This window comes from Acidocella facilis ATCC 35904 (genome assembly GCF_000687875.1).
GTDB classification, from domain to species: Bacteria; Pseudomonadota; Alphaproteobacteria; order Acetobacterales; family Acetobacteraceae; genus Acidocella; species Acidocella facilis.
Genome location: NZ_JHYG01000014.1, coordinates 1 through 14,738, shown reverse-complemented (window position 1 = coordinate 14,738; position 14,738 = coordinate 1). Strand labels below are relative to the sequence as shown.

The 14,738-nt window shown below is 60.4% G+C and carries 17 protein-coding genes and 1 pseudogene; 7 read left to right on the top strand and 11 right to left on the bottom strand.

The window, feature by feature from the left end; genetic code table 11:
* Positions 1-111: 111 nt before the first annotated feature.
* A complete protein-coding gene (locus tag T331_RS0114370; protein ID WP_026440527.1) occupies positions 112-756 on the bottom strand; it encodes an NrsF family protein in 645 nt (214 codons plus the stop codon).
* Positions 746-1,315, bottom strand: a complete 570-nt coding sequence (locus T331_RS0114365) for an RNA polymerase sigma factor (RefSeq protein WP_035180294.1) — start codon at positions 1,313-1,315, stop codon at positions 746-748. Before T331_RS0114365 ends, T331_RS0114370 begins: the two co-directional genes overlap by 11 nt.
* Positions 1,316-1,707: 392 nt before the next feature.
* Here T331_RS0114365 and T331_RS0114360 point away from each other — a divergent pair, with 392 nt between their 5' ends.
* The 5 genes and pseudogenes from T331_RS0114360 to T331_RS18485 form a co-directional block, all read left to right on the top strand.
* Positions 1,708-2,013 carry a BufA1 family periplasmic bufferin-type metallophore gene (locus tag T331_RS0114360; RefSeq protein ID WP_008495212.1) on the top strand — a complete coding sequence of 102 codons (306 nt, stop codon included), beginning with the start codon at positions 1,708-1,710 and terminating at the stop codon, positions 2,011-2,013.
* Position 2,014: 1 nt separating this feature from the next.
* Complete coding sequence (gene bufB / locus T331_RS0114355; RefSeq protein WP_026440525.1) at positions 2,015-2,860, top strand: MNIO family bufferin maturase; 846 nt, start codon at positions 2,015-2,017, stop codon at positions 2,858-2,860.
* Complete coding sequence (locus tag T331_RS19250) at positions 2,844-3,554, top strand: HvfC/BufC N-terminal domain-containing protein (RefSeq protein WP_051622400.1); 711 nt, start codon at positions 2,844-2,846, stop codon at positions 3,552-3,554. Before bufB ends, T331_RS19250 begins: the two co-directional genes overlap by 17 nt.
* Before the next feature lie 20 nt (positions 3,555-3,574).
* The gene (locus T331_RS0114345; protein ID WP_026440524.1) at positions 3,575-4,057 is read left to right on the top strand and encodes a DoxX family protein; all 483 of its coding nucleotides are present in this window, start codon (positions 3,575-3,577) and stop codon (positions 4,055-4,057) included.
* A 290-nt stretch (positions 4,058-4,347) separates the two neighbouring features.
* A pseudogene (locus T331_RS18485) lies at positions 4,348-4,686 on the top strand (IS3 family transposase); the annotation flags it as partial.
* A gap of 132 nt (positions 4,687-4,818) precedes the next feature.
* Here T331_RS18485 and T331_RS20010 read toward each other — a convergent pair.
* From T331_RS20010 to T331_RS0114295, 8 genes are all read right to left on the bottom strand, one after another.
* Complete coding sequence (locus tag T331_RS20010; RefSeq protein ID WP_155992728.1) at positions 4,819-4,983, bottom strand: hypothetical protein; 165 nt, start codon at positions 4,981-4,983, stop codon at positions 4,819-4,821.
* 181 nt (positions 4,984-5,164) lie between these two features.
* A complete protein-coding gene (benD, locus tag T331_RS0114325) occupies positions 5,165-5,941 on the bottom strand; it encodes a benzoate diol dehydrogenase BenD (protein WP_035180291.1) in 777 nt (258 codons plus the stop codon).
* On the bottom strand, positions 5,938-6,948 hold the full coding sequence (benC, locus tag T331_RS0114320) for a benzoate 1,2-dioxygenase electron transfer component BenC (RefSeq protein ID WP_026440522.1): 1,011 nt from the start codon (positions 6,946-6,948) through the stop codon (positions 5,938-5,940). Before benC ends, benD begins: the two co-directional genes overlap by 4 nt.
* A gap of 23 nt (positions 6,949-6,971) precedes the next feature.
* Entirely contained in the window at positions 6,972-7,478 is a 507-nt protein-coding gene (benB, locus tag T331_RS0114315; protein ID WP_026440521.1) for a benzoate 1,2-dioxygenase small subunit, read from the bottom strand.
* Complete coding sequence (locus tag T331_RS18480) at positions 7,475-8,830, bottom strand: Rieske 2Fe-2S domain-containing protein (RefSeq protein WP_035180290.1); 1,356 nt, start codon at positions 8,828-8,830, stop codon at positions 7,475-7,477. Before T331_RS18480 ends, benB begins: the two co-directional genes overlap by 4 nt.
* Before the next feature lie 18 nt (positions 8,831-8,848).
* Positions 8,849-9,739: a catechol 1,2-dioxygenase gene (gene catA, locus T331_RS0114305; RefSeq protein WP_211248734.1), complete on the bottom strand. Its 891-nt coding sequence runs from the start codon at positions 9,737-9,739 to the stop codon at positions 8,849-8,851.
* A gap of 66 nt (positions 9,740-9,805) precedes the next feature.
* Positions 9,806-10,096 (bottom strand): muconolactone Delta-isomerase, encoded by a 291-nt coding sequence (catC, locus tag T331_RS0114300; RefSeq protein WP_026440519.1) that lies wholly within the window; start codon positions 10,094-10,096, stop codon positions 9,806-9,808.
* Positions 10,080-11,273: a muconate/chloromuconate family cycloisomerase gene (locus tag T331_RS0114295; protein WP_035180288.1), complete on the bottom strand. Its 1,194-nt coding sequence runs from the start codon at positions 11,271-11,273 to the stop codon at positions 10,080-10,082. Before T331_RS0114295 ends, catC begins: the two co-directional genes overlap by 17 nt.
* Positions 11,274-11,363: 90 nt before the next feature.
* Between T331_RS0114295 and T331_RS0114290 the strand changes: the two genes are divergently transcribed.
* Both T331_RS0114290 and T331_RS0114285 read left to right on the top strand, forming a co-directional pair.
* Positions 11,364-12,281: a LysR family transcriptional regulator gene (locus T331_RS0114290; protein WP_026440517.1), complete on the top strand. Its 918-nt coding sequence runs from the start codon at positions 11,364-11,366 to the stop codon at positions 12,279-12,281.
* A gap of 498 nt (positions 12,282-12,779) precedes the next feature.
* Positions 12,780-13,685, top strand: coding sequence for a SphA family protein (locus tag T331_RS0114285; protein ID WP_035180286.1), 906 nt, complete (start codon positions 12,780-12,782; stop codon positions 13,683-13,685).
* A 146-nt stretch (positions 13,686-13,831) separates the two neighbouring features.
* On the opposite strand, the gene T331_RS0114280 is transcribed toward T331_RS0114285, so the two are convergent.
* Positions 13,832-14,659, bottom strand: a complete 828-nt coding sequence (locus T331_RS0114280) for an IS5 family transposase (RefSeq protein ID WP_026440515.1) — start codon at positions 14,657-14,659, stop codon at positions 13,832-13,834.
* Positions 14,660-14,738: the final 79 nt, after the last annotated feature.

Here is a 14,738-nt window from a genome sequence, read left to right as displayed (position 1 = left end):
CTAAACACATGAAATTGCTCGCCAACCCAAAACTTAGAGCATCAACGGTCGGCCCGCGCACGAGAGACCGGCGCCATTACCACGGCGCTTCCCTCCCAAGGGAAAGAACCTCTATCCGAGGGTATTCAATCCCAGCCGCGCCGTCAGTGCGCCGAGCAGGGTGAAGAGCGCGACACTACCCATCTGCCAGACCAGCACCGTCATCATCGTGTCCGCTGCGTGGAACAGCGGCAGAACGAATTCGGCGGCGGCGGCGGCGGCCAGGGTGCCGCACAGGCAGGAATGAGTCGGCCGGAATTTCGCGCTGCGGCGCAGCAGCCATACCATCGCCGCGGCGGGGACCAACGCGGTCATGGCGATGGCGGGCACACACTGCCAGTCGGCATGCAACACCAGCGCGGCGCCGTCCGTTTGCACAGAGAGCACGAAACATTGCCGCCCCAGCTCAGTCAGCCATAGGAGAAAACCCGCCATGGGCATGAAAAGTTTCCACACCGGCTGGTCCGGCCGGCCGGCGCAGAAGGCGGCGTAGGCGGAACTCAACATCGTCGCCGCCGCCAGCCCTTCGGTCAGCATGAAGCGCGGCTGTACGAGCAGGACGGCAAGGTCCGGACGCAGCTTCATCATCAGTGTCACGGCCGCCAACACCGGCAGCGTGACCAACAGCCAGCGCGCCATCAAGGCGCCAGGTGACGGCAGCCGGCGAACAGGCGCCAGGTTCCGCGCCAACCGCTCAACTAAATCCTCACTCTTCATCCGTGCCCCCTTTCAGGGCCTGTTTCAGCCGCTGCACGGCGCGAAACGATGCCACTTTCAGCGCCGCCACGCTCATCCCGGTTTCAACCATGGCCTCCTTCAGCGAAAGCTGGCGGATTTTAAGCAGCCCCAGCACCTGCCGGTCGCGCGCGCCCAAACTGGCCAGCGCTTTTCGCAGCCCCGCCTGTTCCACATCTTGTTCCTGTGTGCCCTGCGTCATCAATGCGCCGGTATCTGCTGGCATATCTTCAAGCGCCGTCTCGCGGCCGGCGTGGCGATGGCGGCGGCGGCGAATCTCCGCGCCGCGCAGCTTGAGAATGCCGAACAGGAAGGGCTGCAGGGGGCTGGCCGGGTCGTAGAGATGACGGCTCTGGTGCAGGGCAAGCAACGTCTCTTGCACCATATCTTCAATGTCGGCGGCGCTGGCGGCCGGCCAACGCCCCCGCGCCCGCCGGCGCAGCCAAGGGAGCGCCGCAGCCAACAGAGCGGCATAGGCGCGCTGGTCTCCGGCCTGGGCCGCCGCCATCCAGATCCGCCAGTTGGGGTCTTCTTCTGCCATCCGCCCTCTTGCCGCGGGCAAGGCTACCGGCTGGACGCTCATATGCCAATCCGTTTGGGCCCTATTCATTGGTCAGCGCCAGTGGGGCGCGCACCGCGGCATTGAACATCATCGTGGATTTTCTTTTTCAAGCGCGCGGCGCCGGACCATCCGAATGCCGCCACGGAAATGTTCGTGCCCAGGCGCGGTAAGGTTACAGAGGTCTTGAATATATTTTCATGGCCGGAGGATTTTCCCGCCCCTGGCGCCTCAAGGCTGGAGGCGTTGCCGCTCCAACCGCGCCGCCCCCGGACCTCCAGATCATTTTTCCCGAGGGCGCGTAACCTTTTCGCCGCCGGTTGCGAACAACCTCATGCAGCCGCCACTCCGGCGGCGCAGAGCAGGAGATACGCATGGAACGCCGTTTCGTTACCGCCAAAATTCTCACCGCCGCCATCGGGTTGGCCGCCGCCGCGCCGGTTATCGCCGCCGCCCAGACCATGACCCCCACACAGCAGGCCAACAAGATGAAGATGGCCACCGAGCATTTGCAGAAATGCTACGGCGTCAACGCCATCGGCCGGAATGATTGCGCCGCAGGGGCGCATTCCTGTGCCGGCCAGGCGACGATGGCGCGCGACCCCGCCTCCTTCGTGCTGCTGCCGCAGGGCGATTGCGAGAAGATCGCCGGCGGTTCCCTGACCCCGGGCAAAGCCTGAGATGGGCGCGCCGCTCGCCGCCGGGATCGGGCTTCGCCTGCCTCATCACCAGGAATTTCTGGCCTCCCGGCCGGAGATCGCCTGGGTGGAGGTGCATAGCGAGAATTACCTGAGCGGCCCGGCGGCGGCGGCGCTGGAGCGGGTCCGGGCTGACTACCCGGTCTCGCTGCACGGGGTCGGGCTTTCCCTCGGCAGTGCCGAGGGGCTCGATGCCGCGCATCTCGCCCGGCTGCGCGCGCTGGCGCAACGGATCGAACCGGCTTTGCTGTCGGAGCATCTGGCCTGGACCGGGGCCGGCGGCACGCATCTGGCGGATCTGTTGCCCTTGCCCTTGCATGAGGAGAGCCTTGAGGTCGTCTGCCGCAACGTGCTGCGCGCGCAGGAGGCGCTGGGCCGCCCCATCCTGGTCGAGAACCCTTCGACCTATCTACAATTCGCTGAATCCAGCATTCCCGAACCGGAATTTCTGACGGCCCTGTGCCAGCGCACCGGCTGCGGGATGATCTGCGACATCAACAATATCTTTGTCAGCGCGCATAATCACGGCTGGGACGCGCGGGCTTATTTGCGCGCCCTGCCCGCCGCGGCGGTGGGGGAATATCACCTTGCCGGCCATGCGCCGGGCGAGGATGAGGCCGAGGGGCTGCTGCTGGACACGCATGACCGCCCCGTCGCCGGCGATGTCTGGGCGCTGTTCCAGACCGCGCTGGAGATGATCGGCCCGCGCCCGGTGATGATCGAGCGCGATGCCAGATTGCCGCCATTGTCCGCCTTGCTGGCCGAGGCGGCGCAGGCGCAGTCAATGCTCGCGGCCTGCGGCGGGGACCAGCATGCCCTCGTTGCGTGAACGCCAGGCCGCCTTCCAGGCCGAGCTGCTGGCGGCCGCCGCGCCCGGCGCGGCGCCGGGTCTGGCGGTGTACCGGAATAATCTGCGCGGCAATCTGGCGCTGGTTCTGCGCCTCGCTTTTCCCGCTACGCAAAAGCTGCTGGGAGATGCCGCCTTCAACGCCCTGGCGGCGGATTTTTGTCTGACGCACCCGCCGCGTGACGCGGATTTGCACCGCTACGGCGCCACCTTCCCGGCCTTTCTGGCAGACAGCGCCACCCAGGCGCGCCTGCCAGCGCTTGCCGACCTCGCCTGGCTGGACTGGTCTGTGCATCGCGCCCTGCACGCGCAGGACGCGCCGCCGCTCGACCCCGCCAGCCTCGCCAACGCACCCGAGACGCTGGTGTTTCTCCCGCGCCCGTCGCTGTCCTTGCTCACCTTGCGGCGCGATGTGCGGCCGCTCTGGGCGGCGTTGCTGAGCGGCGATGATCACCCGCCGGCGGATGACAATATCGAACAGATCGCGCTGCTGCACGGGCCGGAGGGGATCGAGATGCATGAGCTGGACCAAACGGCATTTTCGCTTGCCGTCATGCTGGCCAGCGCGGTCTCCCTGGAAGATGCCGCCAGCCATGCTGGAGAGGACGCCGCCTCCGCCCTGGCGCAGTGCTTCACCCTCGGCCTGTTCAGCTTCTGGCGAGACGCTCAATCATGAATGTTAAAGGAGGCCCCATCATGTCGCATGGTCTGTTGCGGAACGGGGCGCTCGCGCCTGTCGCCCTGATCCAGAAACTCATCGATTTGCTCGGCAGAATACCCTATTGGCTGGTGGCGCTCACCGCGCGCGTGGCGCTGGCAAACGTGTTTTTCAGCTCCGCCCAGACCCATCTCGCGAACTGGGACACCACGCTCTACATGTTTGCCACGTCCTATCAGGTGCCGTTGCTGCCGCCGACATTCGCCGCCTACCTCGCGGTGGCGCAGGAGGTTGCGCTGCCGCCCTTGCTGCTGCTCGGGTTGGGCACGCGTTTCGCCGCGCTGGCGCTGCTGGGCATGACGGCGGTGATCGAGATTTTCGTCTATCCCCAGGCCTGGCCTACGCATATTCAATGGGCGGCGATGATGCTGGTGCTGATTTCGCAAGGTGGAGGGCTGCTGTCGCTTGATGCGCTGATTGCCCGTTTCTGCCAGGGGCGCGCGCCAGGCGCGGCGGAGTAAAGGATTCAGCCGACGCGATACCCAACGAACATTCCATCCAGTTCGGTATGGAAGAGATAATTGGCGTAATTGCTCAGCGTCTTCACCGCCATGGCCAGAATAATTTCCCGCGCATGGTGGTCGGCAGAGCCGGCGGCGCGGAAGGCGCCGAGATCTTTTTTGGGCCGGCAAGCCGCGTGTATCGAACATGACCTGCATGAATCTGGCGTTTGCTGCCAGCTTCGGATCCCTGATTGTGCCGGTACCGCGCAGTGCCGTCAGGACATCGGCGGGAAGCTTGGACATCTTATCATCATTCCGACCAGGGCTCGTAATATACCAGCGAGCAATTCCAGCGCTTGTTGGCCGACAACGGCATCACCCGCTCCATGAGCCGGGCCGGCAATGTCTGGGACAATTCGGCAATGGAGAGCTTCTTCCCATCGCTCAAAACCGAGCGTATAGCCGCCAAGACCTACCGCACCCGTGGCCAGGCCAGGGCCGATGTGTTCGACTATATCGAGCGGTTCTACAATCCACGGCGCAGGCATTCGAAATTAGGCTATGTCAGCCCCATGGAGTTCGAGGCCAAGGCCGTGCTAGAGCCTCAAGCTTTGATGTTGGCGAGCAATTTTATGTGTTTATCTTGACGCTGCTGCATCAATCTAAACCCATATTGCTCTAGCTTAACTTGCTGTCCACCAAACCGGCAGCAGCTCATCCAGGATGAAAATCCGCCAGCCCTCCCTGCCATGCGCAGGAAGGAGATAGATGGACGACTTTTACGCCGCCGGCGGAGGAACGATTCCGCCGCTACCCTGGTCGGTTTTTGCACCGGCGCTTATATGCATCAGCCGTTCGGCGGCAAAGCCGATCATCTCGCGCAGAAAACTGGCGTCGGAGGACTTATTTAAAAGCGTGGAAAGCGCAATCTTGTCATCGGTCATCGGGGTAGTTCCTTGGATTAGCGTTGAGGCACGCAACCCAATTCTACCCAAAAATCGCCCCGGTGACCGTCATTCGGCCCGCCTCCGCCAGACACTCGGCGGTCGCTACGACAGGCCGATTAGCGGCCTCCTACACCACCGCCGGGGGCACGACCCTTTCGGAGCCCGCAGGCTCTTCGTTTCACCCCTGATCGCCACCAGAAACCGGCAGCACACTGCCCGTGATATAGGCGGCTTCATCCGAGGCAAGAAATAAAATTGGTCCGGCCTGCTCCTCCAGCGTGCCGTAACGTTTCATGTAAGTGGAGGCCGTAACCTGCGCCACGGCTTCGGCCATCCAGCCCTGTTCCTGCTCGTTGTCACCATCCGGGTTGCGCGGCACGCGGCGCAGCGGGGCCTGCGTGCCGCCCGGCGCTGCCGCCACGACGCGGATGCCCAGCGGCCCATATTCCATGGCCAAAGAGGCAGTCATCGCGTTAATCCCCCCCTTGGCCGCCGAATAGGGCACACGCCTTATCCCGCAAGTCGCGGTGGACGATATATTCACAATGGTCCCCCGCCTTTGCGCCAGCATCACCGGCAACGCGGCATGACAGCACCAGAGCGTGGGCATTAAAGACCGCCGGATCTCCGCCTCAATCTGCCCGGGCTCAAACGCGTGGTAAGGCCGCATACGGATCGCGCCGCCAACATTATTGATCAACACATCAATACCGCCCAACAAGGCTCGCGCCTTGTCCATGGCCGCTTCTGCGCCGGCATAGCCTTCCAAGTCCGCAACCAGGCCATAAGCTTCGCCATTCGCCTCGGCTGCGGTTTCGGTCACAAATGGCGCGCGGTCGACCAGCAGCACCCGCGCGCCCTCTGCCGCGGCGCGCAGCGCCACCATTTTGCCAATGCCCTGCGCGGCGCCCGTCACCACCATGGCCTTGCCCGCGAAGCGTCCCGAAAAAATCATGCCGCCACACTCACCGCGAATTTCTCATACAGGAACCGGGAGGGTGTGAAGCCGCGTACCGCGAAGCTCTGGCGCACCGCCTCCACCATGGGCGGCGGCCCGCAGAGATACACATCGCACTCTCCTGCCTCCACCGGTGTTCCAGCCAGATGCTCGGTGACATAGCCCTTGCGCGGATGCGGGCTCTGCGGGTCCGCGACGCAGCTTGTCCAGCTGAAGCTCGGCAGCCGTGCCGCCAGATCATCCAGCCGGTCGGTTTCCACCAAATCTCCGTCGCGTGTTACGCCATAAATCAGATGTAGTTCCTGGTCGGTGCCGTTTTCGGCCAGCACCTCCAGCATGGATAGCAACGGCGCCAACCCCGTGCCGCCGGCCAGCATCAAAACCGGGCGCTCCACCGCGCGCAGGTAAAAGCTACCGAACGGACCGGTGAAGCTCATTTTATCTCCCCGCTTCGCCCCCGCGCTCAGCCAGCCGCTCATCCTCCCGCCTGGCACATTGCGGATCAAAAACCCCGCCTCCTTGGTGCCAGGCTTGGTGCTGAAGGAATAAGCACGGCTCTGCCCCGTACCGTGGATGTCCAGCTGTACATATTGCCCGGCCAGAAACTCAGCCGGTTGCTCAAGGGCCAACTTCAGCAGAATTGTGCTGGGCGAAAGTTGCGCCACCTCCATAATGCTGCCGTGCTGCTGCGCGGGTTTGATCTTGCAGGCGCTGGAGGTCATCGGCACCGCGATCGTGCAATCGCCTTTCAGCACCATCTGGCAAGTGAGCACCATACCCTGCGCCGCCTCATCCGCTGTCAGCGCCTCGTCAAGATATTCATCGCCCAGCTCGTACGCGCCGGCCTCGCATCGGCATTTACATGTGCCGCAGACACCGTCTGAACAATCCATCGGCAGATTGATCTTATTCCGGTAGGCGGCATCGAGCAGTTTTTCACCATCTTTCACGTCGATAAATCGCGTGATGCCATCCTCAAAGTTCAGCGCGACACGGTAGCTCATGGTTCGTTTCCTGAATTCTGGTTCTAAATATGATAGATATCTATGACCTGATGAATATAGTCGTTCTTCAGAACCACTTTCTTGTTTACAATCTTCGGGGTGCCATCGCGCAGGGCCAGCGTGTAATAGCTGGTGCCAAAAAACTGATCAGTCCTTTTGTAGCGGTGGCTGAGCGTGTACCAGTTAAAGCGCAGCTTAACCTCATCCTTCCGCACGCTCAGAATTTCGATGTTGCTGATATTGTGACTGGTGCGCGGCTCTGGGCTGGTGGCGCCGGAGCGCTCGGTCTTGATGCGGAACACGCGGTCCTCCAGCCCCTCCCGGTTTGGATAATAGATCAAGGAAATCTGGCTTTGCGGATCGTCCACAAGCGTATCATCATCATCCCAGGCCGGCATCCAGTATACCGCATCCGGCGCATAGCAGTGCAGCCACTCCTCCCAGGCACGATCATCCAGCAGCCGCGCCTCACGGTAGAGAAACTCCGTTACCTCATCCTGTGTCATAATCTTGTCCAGCACCGCGCTCATGCCACCACCTCCATCACCGCGACGCCGGTTTCAACGAGCGCCTGGCGCAGCGCGTGCGCCCAATATTCGTGCTGACGGACAAACAGCCCCTCATCTTCGCTGCGTTCACCGCTCAATATTGGCTTCAGCCCCATGGCCAGGGCATTTTCATCCGCCCCGTCGATCCAGCGCGTCGCCCCGCGGCTCAGATCATTCCACAACGCCCCGGCGCCTTCATAAGCCCCCTGGCACGCACGGAATTCTTCCAGATCATCCGGCGTCCCCATGCCGCTGACATTGAAGAAATCCTCATATTGCCGGATCCGCAGCGCCCGGTCCTTGGGATTTTCGCCCTTGGGCGCAAAGCAGTAAATCGTCACCTCGGTTTGATCGACACTGATCGGCCGCACCACGCGGATCTGCGTGGAGAACTGATCCATCAGATAAACATTCGGATATAGCCCCAGATTGCGGGTTTGCGAGACGATAAACTCAGCCTCTTTATCCCCCACTCGTTCCGCAAGGGCCTGACGCTGCGCATAAATTGGCCTGACCTCGGGATTCAGCAATTTGGTCCAGAGCAGAATATGTCCGTGCTCAAACGAATAGACGCCGCCAACACTCTTCGACCAACCATTCGCATCGACCGTCCGCGTGCCCTCCGCCTCATAATTCCGCCGCCCCATGGTCGCGGAATAATTCCAGTGCACGGAACTGACATGATAGCCATCCGCCCCGTTCTCCATCTGCAGCTTCCAATTCCCATCGTAAATATACGAGGAACTGCCGCGCAAGACTTCGATTCCTTCCGGTGCCTGTTCAACAATCTGGTCGATAATACGCTTCGCACCGCCCAGATGTTCCTCAATCGGCAACAGGTTCTCGTTAAAGCTGCCGAACAGGAAGCCGCGATAATTGGCAAAGCGCGGCACGCGCGCCAGATCATGCGAACCATTCTGGTTGAAGCTGGACGGATATTCCCCCGTCTTGCCGTCTTTTACCTTCAACAGCCTGCCGGTATTGCTGAACGTCCAGCCGTGGAAAGGACAGGTGAAGCTGCCTTTCTGGCCATGCTTGCGCCGGCACAGCGTGGCACCGCGATGCGCGCAGGCATTCACCATGGCGTGCAGCGCACCGGTTTTATCCCGCGTGATGACAACCGGCTTGCGTCCGATCCAGGTCGTGAAATAATCATCCTTTTCCGGGAACTGGCTTTCATGCGCCAGATACACCCAGTTACCTTCGAAGATATGTTTCATCTCCAGCTCGAACAGAGCCGGCTCGGTAAAGACATCGCGACGGCAACGGAACACACCGTTCTGCCTGTCGTCGACGATCGCATTGTCGAGATAGTCTAGAATTGCGTTGCCCATTGCCGCGCTCCTATATGATCAGGCTGCCTGGGCGCGGGCGCGGGATGAGAAATCCTCATCATCCTCGGATTCCGCTACCGCCAGGGTAAAGTCGAACTTGATTTCCGCGAAAGGCTCATTCAGCCCGGCTTTGTGGATCGTCGCCGGGTCAGAATGACGCGTCACCGGCGGGATCAGCCCGTCGCGGGTCGCGAAGGCGAAGTCGTCATGCACCAGCGGATCACCTTCGATATTAATCTGCGTGGTCAGCTGACGGTGCCCATGTGCGGTGACGAAAAAATGGATATGGGCGGGACGTTTGCCGTGGCGTCCAAGCGCCGCCAGGAAGCGCTCAATGCCAGAACCTTCCGGGCAGCCATAGCCGGAGGGCATGATACTCTGGAACCAATAACGGCCATCGGCATCGGTCCGGATCCGGCGACGCATATTATAATCGCTCTGCGTCTTGTCAAAGTAAGAGTAATTGCCGAGCGTATTCGCGTGCCACACATCAACGATGGCGCCCGGCACAGGTTTGCCATCCGTGTCGCGCACCTGGCCGCGCACCATCAGCACCTCTCCTTTGTCGGTACCGTCATCCAGGCGACCTCCGCCCTCCAGCATCGGCGCGCCGACGACGTAGAGCGGGCCTTCAATCGTGCGCGGCGTACCTTCGGGAATCCCGGCAGCGCGGTCGCGTTTGTCCATCTCGACATCCAGGAAATGCTCAAGCCCGACGCCTGCCGCCCAAAGTCCGAATTCCGGCGCCGATGCCGCCATATAATTCAGCGCCTTCCAGAACTCGTCCTCAGTGATGTGGAATTCGTGGATCGTATCGAACAGATCCCCGATGATCCTAGCCACGATCCTGTTCAGGCGCGCATCGGCACTCCCCTTAAGGTTGGCGATCTTGCCGATGAACGCTTCCATATCTGGCGTTTTTGAAATCTTGGTCATTCTTTCCTCTTTTCAGGTGTTGACGTTCATTTGGGAAATTCAGCGGTCATCCGCATGAGCTGACGATGGATGCCGGCAGAGCGGCGTCACCCGCACCGTCATAAAAGGATAAAGCGGAAGCGTGGTGAGCAATTCATGCAAGGTTGTGTTATCGGGCACATCGAAAATGCTAAGATTGGCGTATCGGCCTACAACCCGCCAGATATGCCGCCAGGCTCCGGCCTTTTGCAGCTCCTGAAACCGGGTCTTTTCCGCCGCCTTCAATATCGCGGCGTCCTCCGGATTAAACCCCAGAGGAATATTCACATCCATCTCAACCTGAAACAGCATTTGCCTCCCCTTTCTTGGCAACGGCATGCAGAAGCGGCGCCGTACGGTCACGGCGGAAATGCGCGACCTTTGCTTCGTCGAGTTGTACGCCCAGCCCCGGGCCGTCCGGCACCTGCAAGCTGAAATCCGCATAGCGGAGCGGCGCCGCGAGAATATCCTCCCGCACCAGAAGCGGCCCAAAAAGCTCCGTGCCCCATTCAAGGTTTGGCAACGTGGCGCAAAGCTGCGCGGAGGCGGCAGTCCCCACGCCTGCCTCCAACATCGTGCCGCCATACAGCCCCAGCCCCGCCGCTTGGCCAATCCGCGCCACATCACTCGCCGGGAACAACCCGCCGGACTGGGCGATTTTAATGGCGAACACCCGCGCCTGCGCGCCAGCCGCCACTGCGAACCCGTCCCGCGCCCCGTGCAGGGATTCATCCGCCATGATTGGCACGTCATGCCGCGCGGAAAGTCGCGCCAGCGCGCCTGAGCCGCGCACAACCGGCTGCTCCACCAAATCCACACCGGCTTGCGCCAACAAGCGCATCCCTAATTCGGCCTGCGTCTCGCTCCAGCCCTGGTTCACATCCACGCGCACGCTGGCCCGCTCACCCAGGGCCCTTTTTATCGCCGCCACATGCGCTGCATCCGCGCGCACATCGCGCTTGCCAATCTTCAGTTTGAAAACATTATGCCGGCGGGCGGCCAGCATGGCTTCGGCTTCCTCAATGTCGCACGCGGTCTCGCCGCTGGCCAATGTCCAGGCGACCGGCAGATGCGACCGCACCCGCCCCCCAGCGATCAGCTCTGAAACCGCTACGCCCAGGCGACGCGCCTGCGCGTCCACCAAGGCCGTCTCCACCGCGCATTTGGCGGTATTATTGCCCGCGACATGTTTATTGATCTTCGCCATTACCGCGCCCAGGCGGGTGAGATCCTCACCTTCCAGTAACGGGGCAATATAGCGGTCGATGACCAGCTTGATACCTTCCGGGCTTTCCGGCCCATAGCTCGCCCCACCAATCGTGGTGCCTTCGCCAATCCCCTCCACGCCATCACTGCTGGTCAGCCGGACCAGCACAATGCTCTGCACACGCATCGTTGCCATCGCCAGCACATGCGGGCGGATTGTCGGCAGGTCCAATAAGACCGTTTCAAGTCTGGCAAGTTTGAGCGCCACATCGTTTCCAATCATGCTTTCTTGCTATGACGAGACGGCTAAACCTCTCAAAAACCTTTTGCCAACACTAAATATATCTAATACTCATACCCAAGAGGTATAGTCATGGATTTGCGCCAGCTTCGCTATTTCATCGCCGTCGCCACCGAGCGGAATTTCACGGCTGCCGCGCAAAAACTACGGATCGCGCAGCCGCCCCTCAGCCGGCAGATCCAGCAAATGGAAGAGGAGATCGGCGCCCCGCTGTTCGACCGCTCAAGCCGGCCCCTCCGCCTCACCCCGGCCGGGAAGCTGCTTTACGACCAAGCCAAACAGGTCCTCAACCGGGTTGAGGAAATGCAGGAGATGCTCAAACGCGCTCTGGTGATGGAAAAACGCCGTTTCCGCATCGGCTTCGTCGCTTCCACAATCTATGCCCGCCTCCCGCCGTTAATCCGGGCTTTCCGCGCTGCCGCGCCGCATATCGAGATCACCTTGCAGGAACTCACGAGCCTGGAGCAGATCAACGCCCTGAAGGAAGGAAGGATTGATATCGGGTTTGGGCGCATCCGCTTCGATGACGACGCCGTGCGCCGCATCGTCCTGCGGGAGGAACCGCTCGTGGCCGCCATTCCCTCAGCCAGCCCGCTAAGTGGTGACGGACCTGTATCGTTGCAGGATTTAGCCGCTGTCCCGCAAATTCTCTATCCGCGCAGCCCCCGCCCCAGCTATGCCGACCAGGTTCTCGGCCTGTTTCAGGACCATGGCCTGACCCCCGCCGTCGCGCACGAAGCCCGGGAACTGCAAATTGCCATCGGCCTTGTCGCGGCTGAGGAAGGCGTGTGCATCGTGCCAGAATCCGTCCAGAAATCGCAGGTTGATGGTGTGAGCTACAAAGAGCTTGTCGAGACCATCACCTCCCCGATTATTCTCAGCCACCGCACCGGCGATCATTCTCCGGAACTAGCCCTCATGGCGCAAATTATCGCGGAGCGTTATGCGGAATGGGGCTATGGCGTGCCTGAAGGGCTCGAACGCCTCTAACCCTGCTTATCACGCGGCCACGGAATAAACCTGCACGGTCTCAAAAAAATACTTTAAAGGTATCAACTGTGGCGCTTTTGCCGCAACCCGTAACAACATCGCACGGTTCAGCGGCTTTTTGGCAGCGTTTGGTTTTTTATCCCTTGCGCTTCATCCTTTAAAAATCATAGCCTTTTTAAGCATCGGGCAGATGTTAAAACGGCTGCCCCAACTCTGGAACGCCCACAACAAAAGCTCCATACTTAAAACGAGGAACAACTATACCTTGGTGAAATAGTAAATTTTCGCTCGCCGCAGCGCCGTGCTGCGTCATCGGCGCCCCAGCCAGGCCGGTAAGGCGGGCTGACGTCATGGCGGCGAGCCTCCTGCCCGCATCCGCCCGACAACACCGCGCCTCGGCCCACGCCAGAGAGGCGCCGGCGCGCGGCGACGTCACAACAGATTCAAAATTGGGGAGTATAAATGCGATATAACAAAAATCTGTCTATTCTATTTGGCATGGCCGCACTCTATAGCTGTATGAATTTCGTCAGCGCCAAAGCCGAGGAATTATGGGACCCTTATCTGCGCGGCGTGTTTGAAGGCCTTCCCGCCGGCGCCCTGCCCCCGCCGGGCCTCTATGGCGAACTGGACAATTATTACACCAGCTACAGCAACTTCGATCATAACGGTAACAAAATCTCCGGCACCAATCTCAGCGCGCTGGTGGAAGTGCCCATCCTACTCTGGGTTCCCGGCATAAAAATTCTCGGTGGGAATTATGCGGCGGGCATCGGCCAGCCTTTCGACTATAACAGCTATCAGCCTCTGCAACGAGATTTCGGCGGCGGCGGTGGCAATTTCGGGATCTACAACACCATCCTCATGCCCGGCGCCCTCTCCTGGTCACTGCCGCATCATATCTTTGTCCGCGCCGGCCTGACTATCTTGCTGGACGACGCCACAAATAAAATGTCTAACCTGGTCCAAGGTAAACTCACCAATGGCGGCGCGCCGTCAGGCAATGGCTACACCACCATCCAGCCGGATTTCGGCGTCAGCTGGCTCTATCACGGTTGGAATATCAGCATCGGCACCCATTACGCCATACCTGTCACCAGCGAAACCGCACCAAATTACAGTTACCGCTCCGCCCCTGAATTTTCCGCCGACTATACATTCATGAAGGAAATCGGCGACTGGGGCGTAGGTCTAGGCGGCGAGCAGGAAATCCAGATCGGCAATGATACAGTAAACGGCAAAACCAAGCCTGGTACACGCAGCATCAATTACGGAATCGGCCCCATCGCATCTTACGAATTCCACAACGGCCTTAAACTAACGGCACTATGGAATCACAATTTCGCTGTCAGGAACGATGTCGCCGGAGATTTTTTTGACCTCCGTCTGACCACGCGTTTCTAGAGTCTCTTTCCTCTCACTTGAATCGTTTTTGGGATTCCGGCGCGGGCTGATTTCTGATTCAAGCTGACTGCTGGGTTGGAGGTCAGCTTGGAATGGGTCGGCATTATTCGAACGATCTAAGAACCTGACTCTGAATGGTAGTGCGCCTAACCTTTTCGTTTGATTTTTCTTGTGAGCAGGCGAATATGGGCGAGCAGGAGCCATGCGGTAGCACTGGCGATTGTTGCTTCGAAATCTTTGGCGAGGCGGCGGCACCGGCCGAGCCAGGCGAAAGTTCTCTCGACAACCCAACGGCGGGGCAGGAGTTCAAATCCTTCTGCTGTGTCGGAGCGTTTTACGATTTGGATGGTCCATTTCCCGATCTTTTCCAGGCGTCCTTGCAGTTTAGGTCCGGCATAGCCGCCATCGGCGAAAACATGCCTCAGCAAAGGATATTTCTTGCGAATGGATTTGAGCACGCCGGGCGCACCATCGCGATCTTGAACATTGGCGGGGTGGATAACAAGCCCGACGAGGTTCCCGAGCGTATCGGTGACGATATGCCGTTTGCGCCCCTTGATCTTCTTACCCGCATCGAACCCGCGCGGCCCGCCCGCCTCGGTCGTTTTCACTGATTGGCTGTCGATCACGCCCGCGGTTGGCGATGCCGTGCGTCCGGCCAGCTCCCGCGCCTGCGCGACCAGCGCCTGGTTGATGCGTACCAGAGTGCCATCACGGCTGAAACGGTAAAAATATGCTTGCACCGTCGTGAAGGGCGCGAATTCCCTGGGCAGTTGCCGCCATTGGCAGCCAGTGGATAGAATGTAGAGAATCGCTTCAACAATCACGCGCAGCGAGACAGAGCGCGGCCGCCCCAACCGCGCCGGTGCTGGCATGAACGGCACGATCAAAGCCCATTCGGCATCAGTGAGATTGCTTGCATAGCGCAAGCCGGCCCGGCAGTATCGCCGTCGAGCGGTTTCAGTCCAAGTCATCGTGATTCCGTCAGTTGTTGCAAACCAACAGAATCACAACTAACTGAAATCGCTCAACTATCATTTTCGTTCAGGTTCT

Coding starts and splice junctions, on each gene's coding strand:
- T331_RS0114370 (WP_026440527.1), bottom strand. CDS start 756: ATGAAGAGTGAGGATTTAGTTGAGCGGTTGGCGCGGAACCTGGCGCCT.
- T331_RS0114365 (WP_035180294.1), bottom strand. CDS start 1,315: ATGGCAGAAGAAGACCCCAACTGGCGGATCTGGATGGCGGCGGCCCAG.
- T331_RS0114360 (WP_008495212.1), top strand. CDS start 1,708: ATGGAACGCCGTTTCGTTACCGCCAAAATTCTCACCGCCGCCATCGGG.
- bufB (WP_026440525.1), top strand. CDS start 2,015: ATGGGCGCGCCGCTCGCCGCCGGGATCGGGCTTCGCCTGCCTCATCAC.
- T331_RS19250 (WP_051622400.1), top strand. CDS start 2,844: ATGCCCTCGTTGCGTGAACGCCAGGCCGCCTTCCAGGCCGAGCTGCTG.
- T331_RS0114345 (WP_026440524.1), top strand. CDS start 3,575: ATGTCGCATGGTCTGTTGCGGAACGGGGCGCTCGCGCCTGTCGCCCTG.
- T331_RS20010 (WP_155992728.1), bottom strand. CDS start 4,983: ATGACCGATGACAAGATTGCGCTTTCCACGCTTTTAAATAAGTCCTCC.
- benD (WP_035180291.1), bottom strand. CDS start 5,941: ATGATTTTTTCGGGACGCTTCGCGGGCAAGGCCATGGTGGTGACGGGC.
- benC (WP_026440522.1), bottom strand. CDS start 6,948: ATGAGCTACCGTGTCGCGCTGAACTTTGAGGATGGCATCACGCGATTT.
- benB (WP_026440521.1), bottom strand. CDS start 7,478: ATGAGCGCGGTGCTGGACAAGATTATGACACAGGATGAGGTAACGGAG.
- T331_RS18480 (WP_035180290.1), bottom strand. CDS start 8,830: ATGGGCAACGCAATTCTAGACTATCTCGACAATGCGATCGTCGACGAC.
- catA (WP_211248734.1), bottom strand. CDS start 9,739: ATGGAAGCGTTCATCGGCAAGATCGCCAACCTTAAGGGGAGTGCCGAT.
- catC (WP_026440519.1), bottom strand. CDS start 10,096: ATGCTGTTTCAGGTTGAGATGGATGTGAATATTCCTCTGGGGTTTAAT.
- T331_RS0114295 (WP_035180288.1), bottom strand. CDS start 11,273: ATGATTGGAAACGATGTGGCGCTCAAACTTGCCAGACTTGAAACGGTC.
- T331_RS0114290 (WP_026440517.1), top strand. CDS start 11,364: ATGGATTTGCGCCAGCTTCGCTATTTCATCGCCGTCGCCACCGAGCGG.
- T331_RS0114285 (WP_035180286.1), top strand. CDS start 12,780: ATGGCCGCACTCTATAGCTGTATGAATTTCGTCAGCGCCAAAGCCGAG.
- T331_RS0114280 (WP_026440515.1), bottom strand. CDS start 14,659: ATGACTTGGACTGAAACCGCTCGACGGCGATACTGCCGGGCCGGCTTG.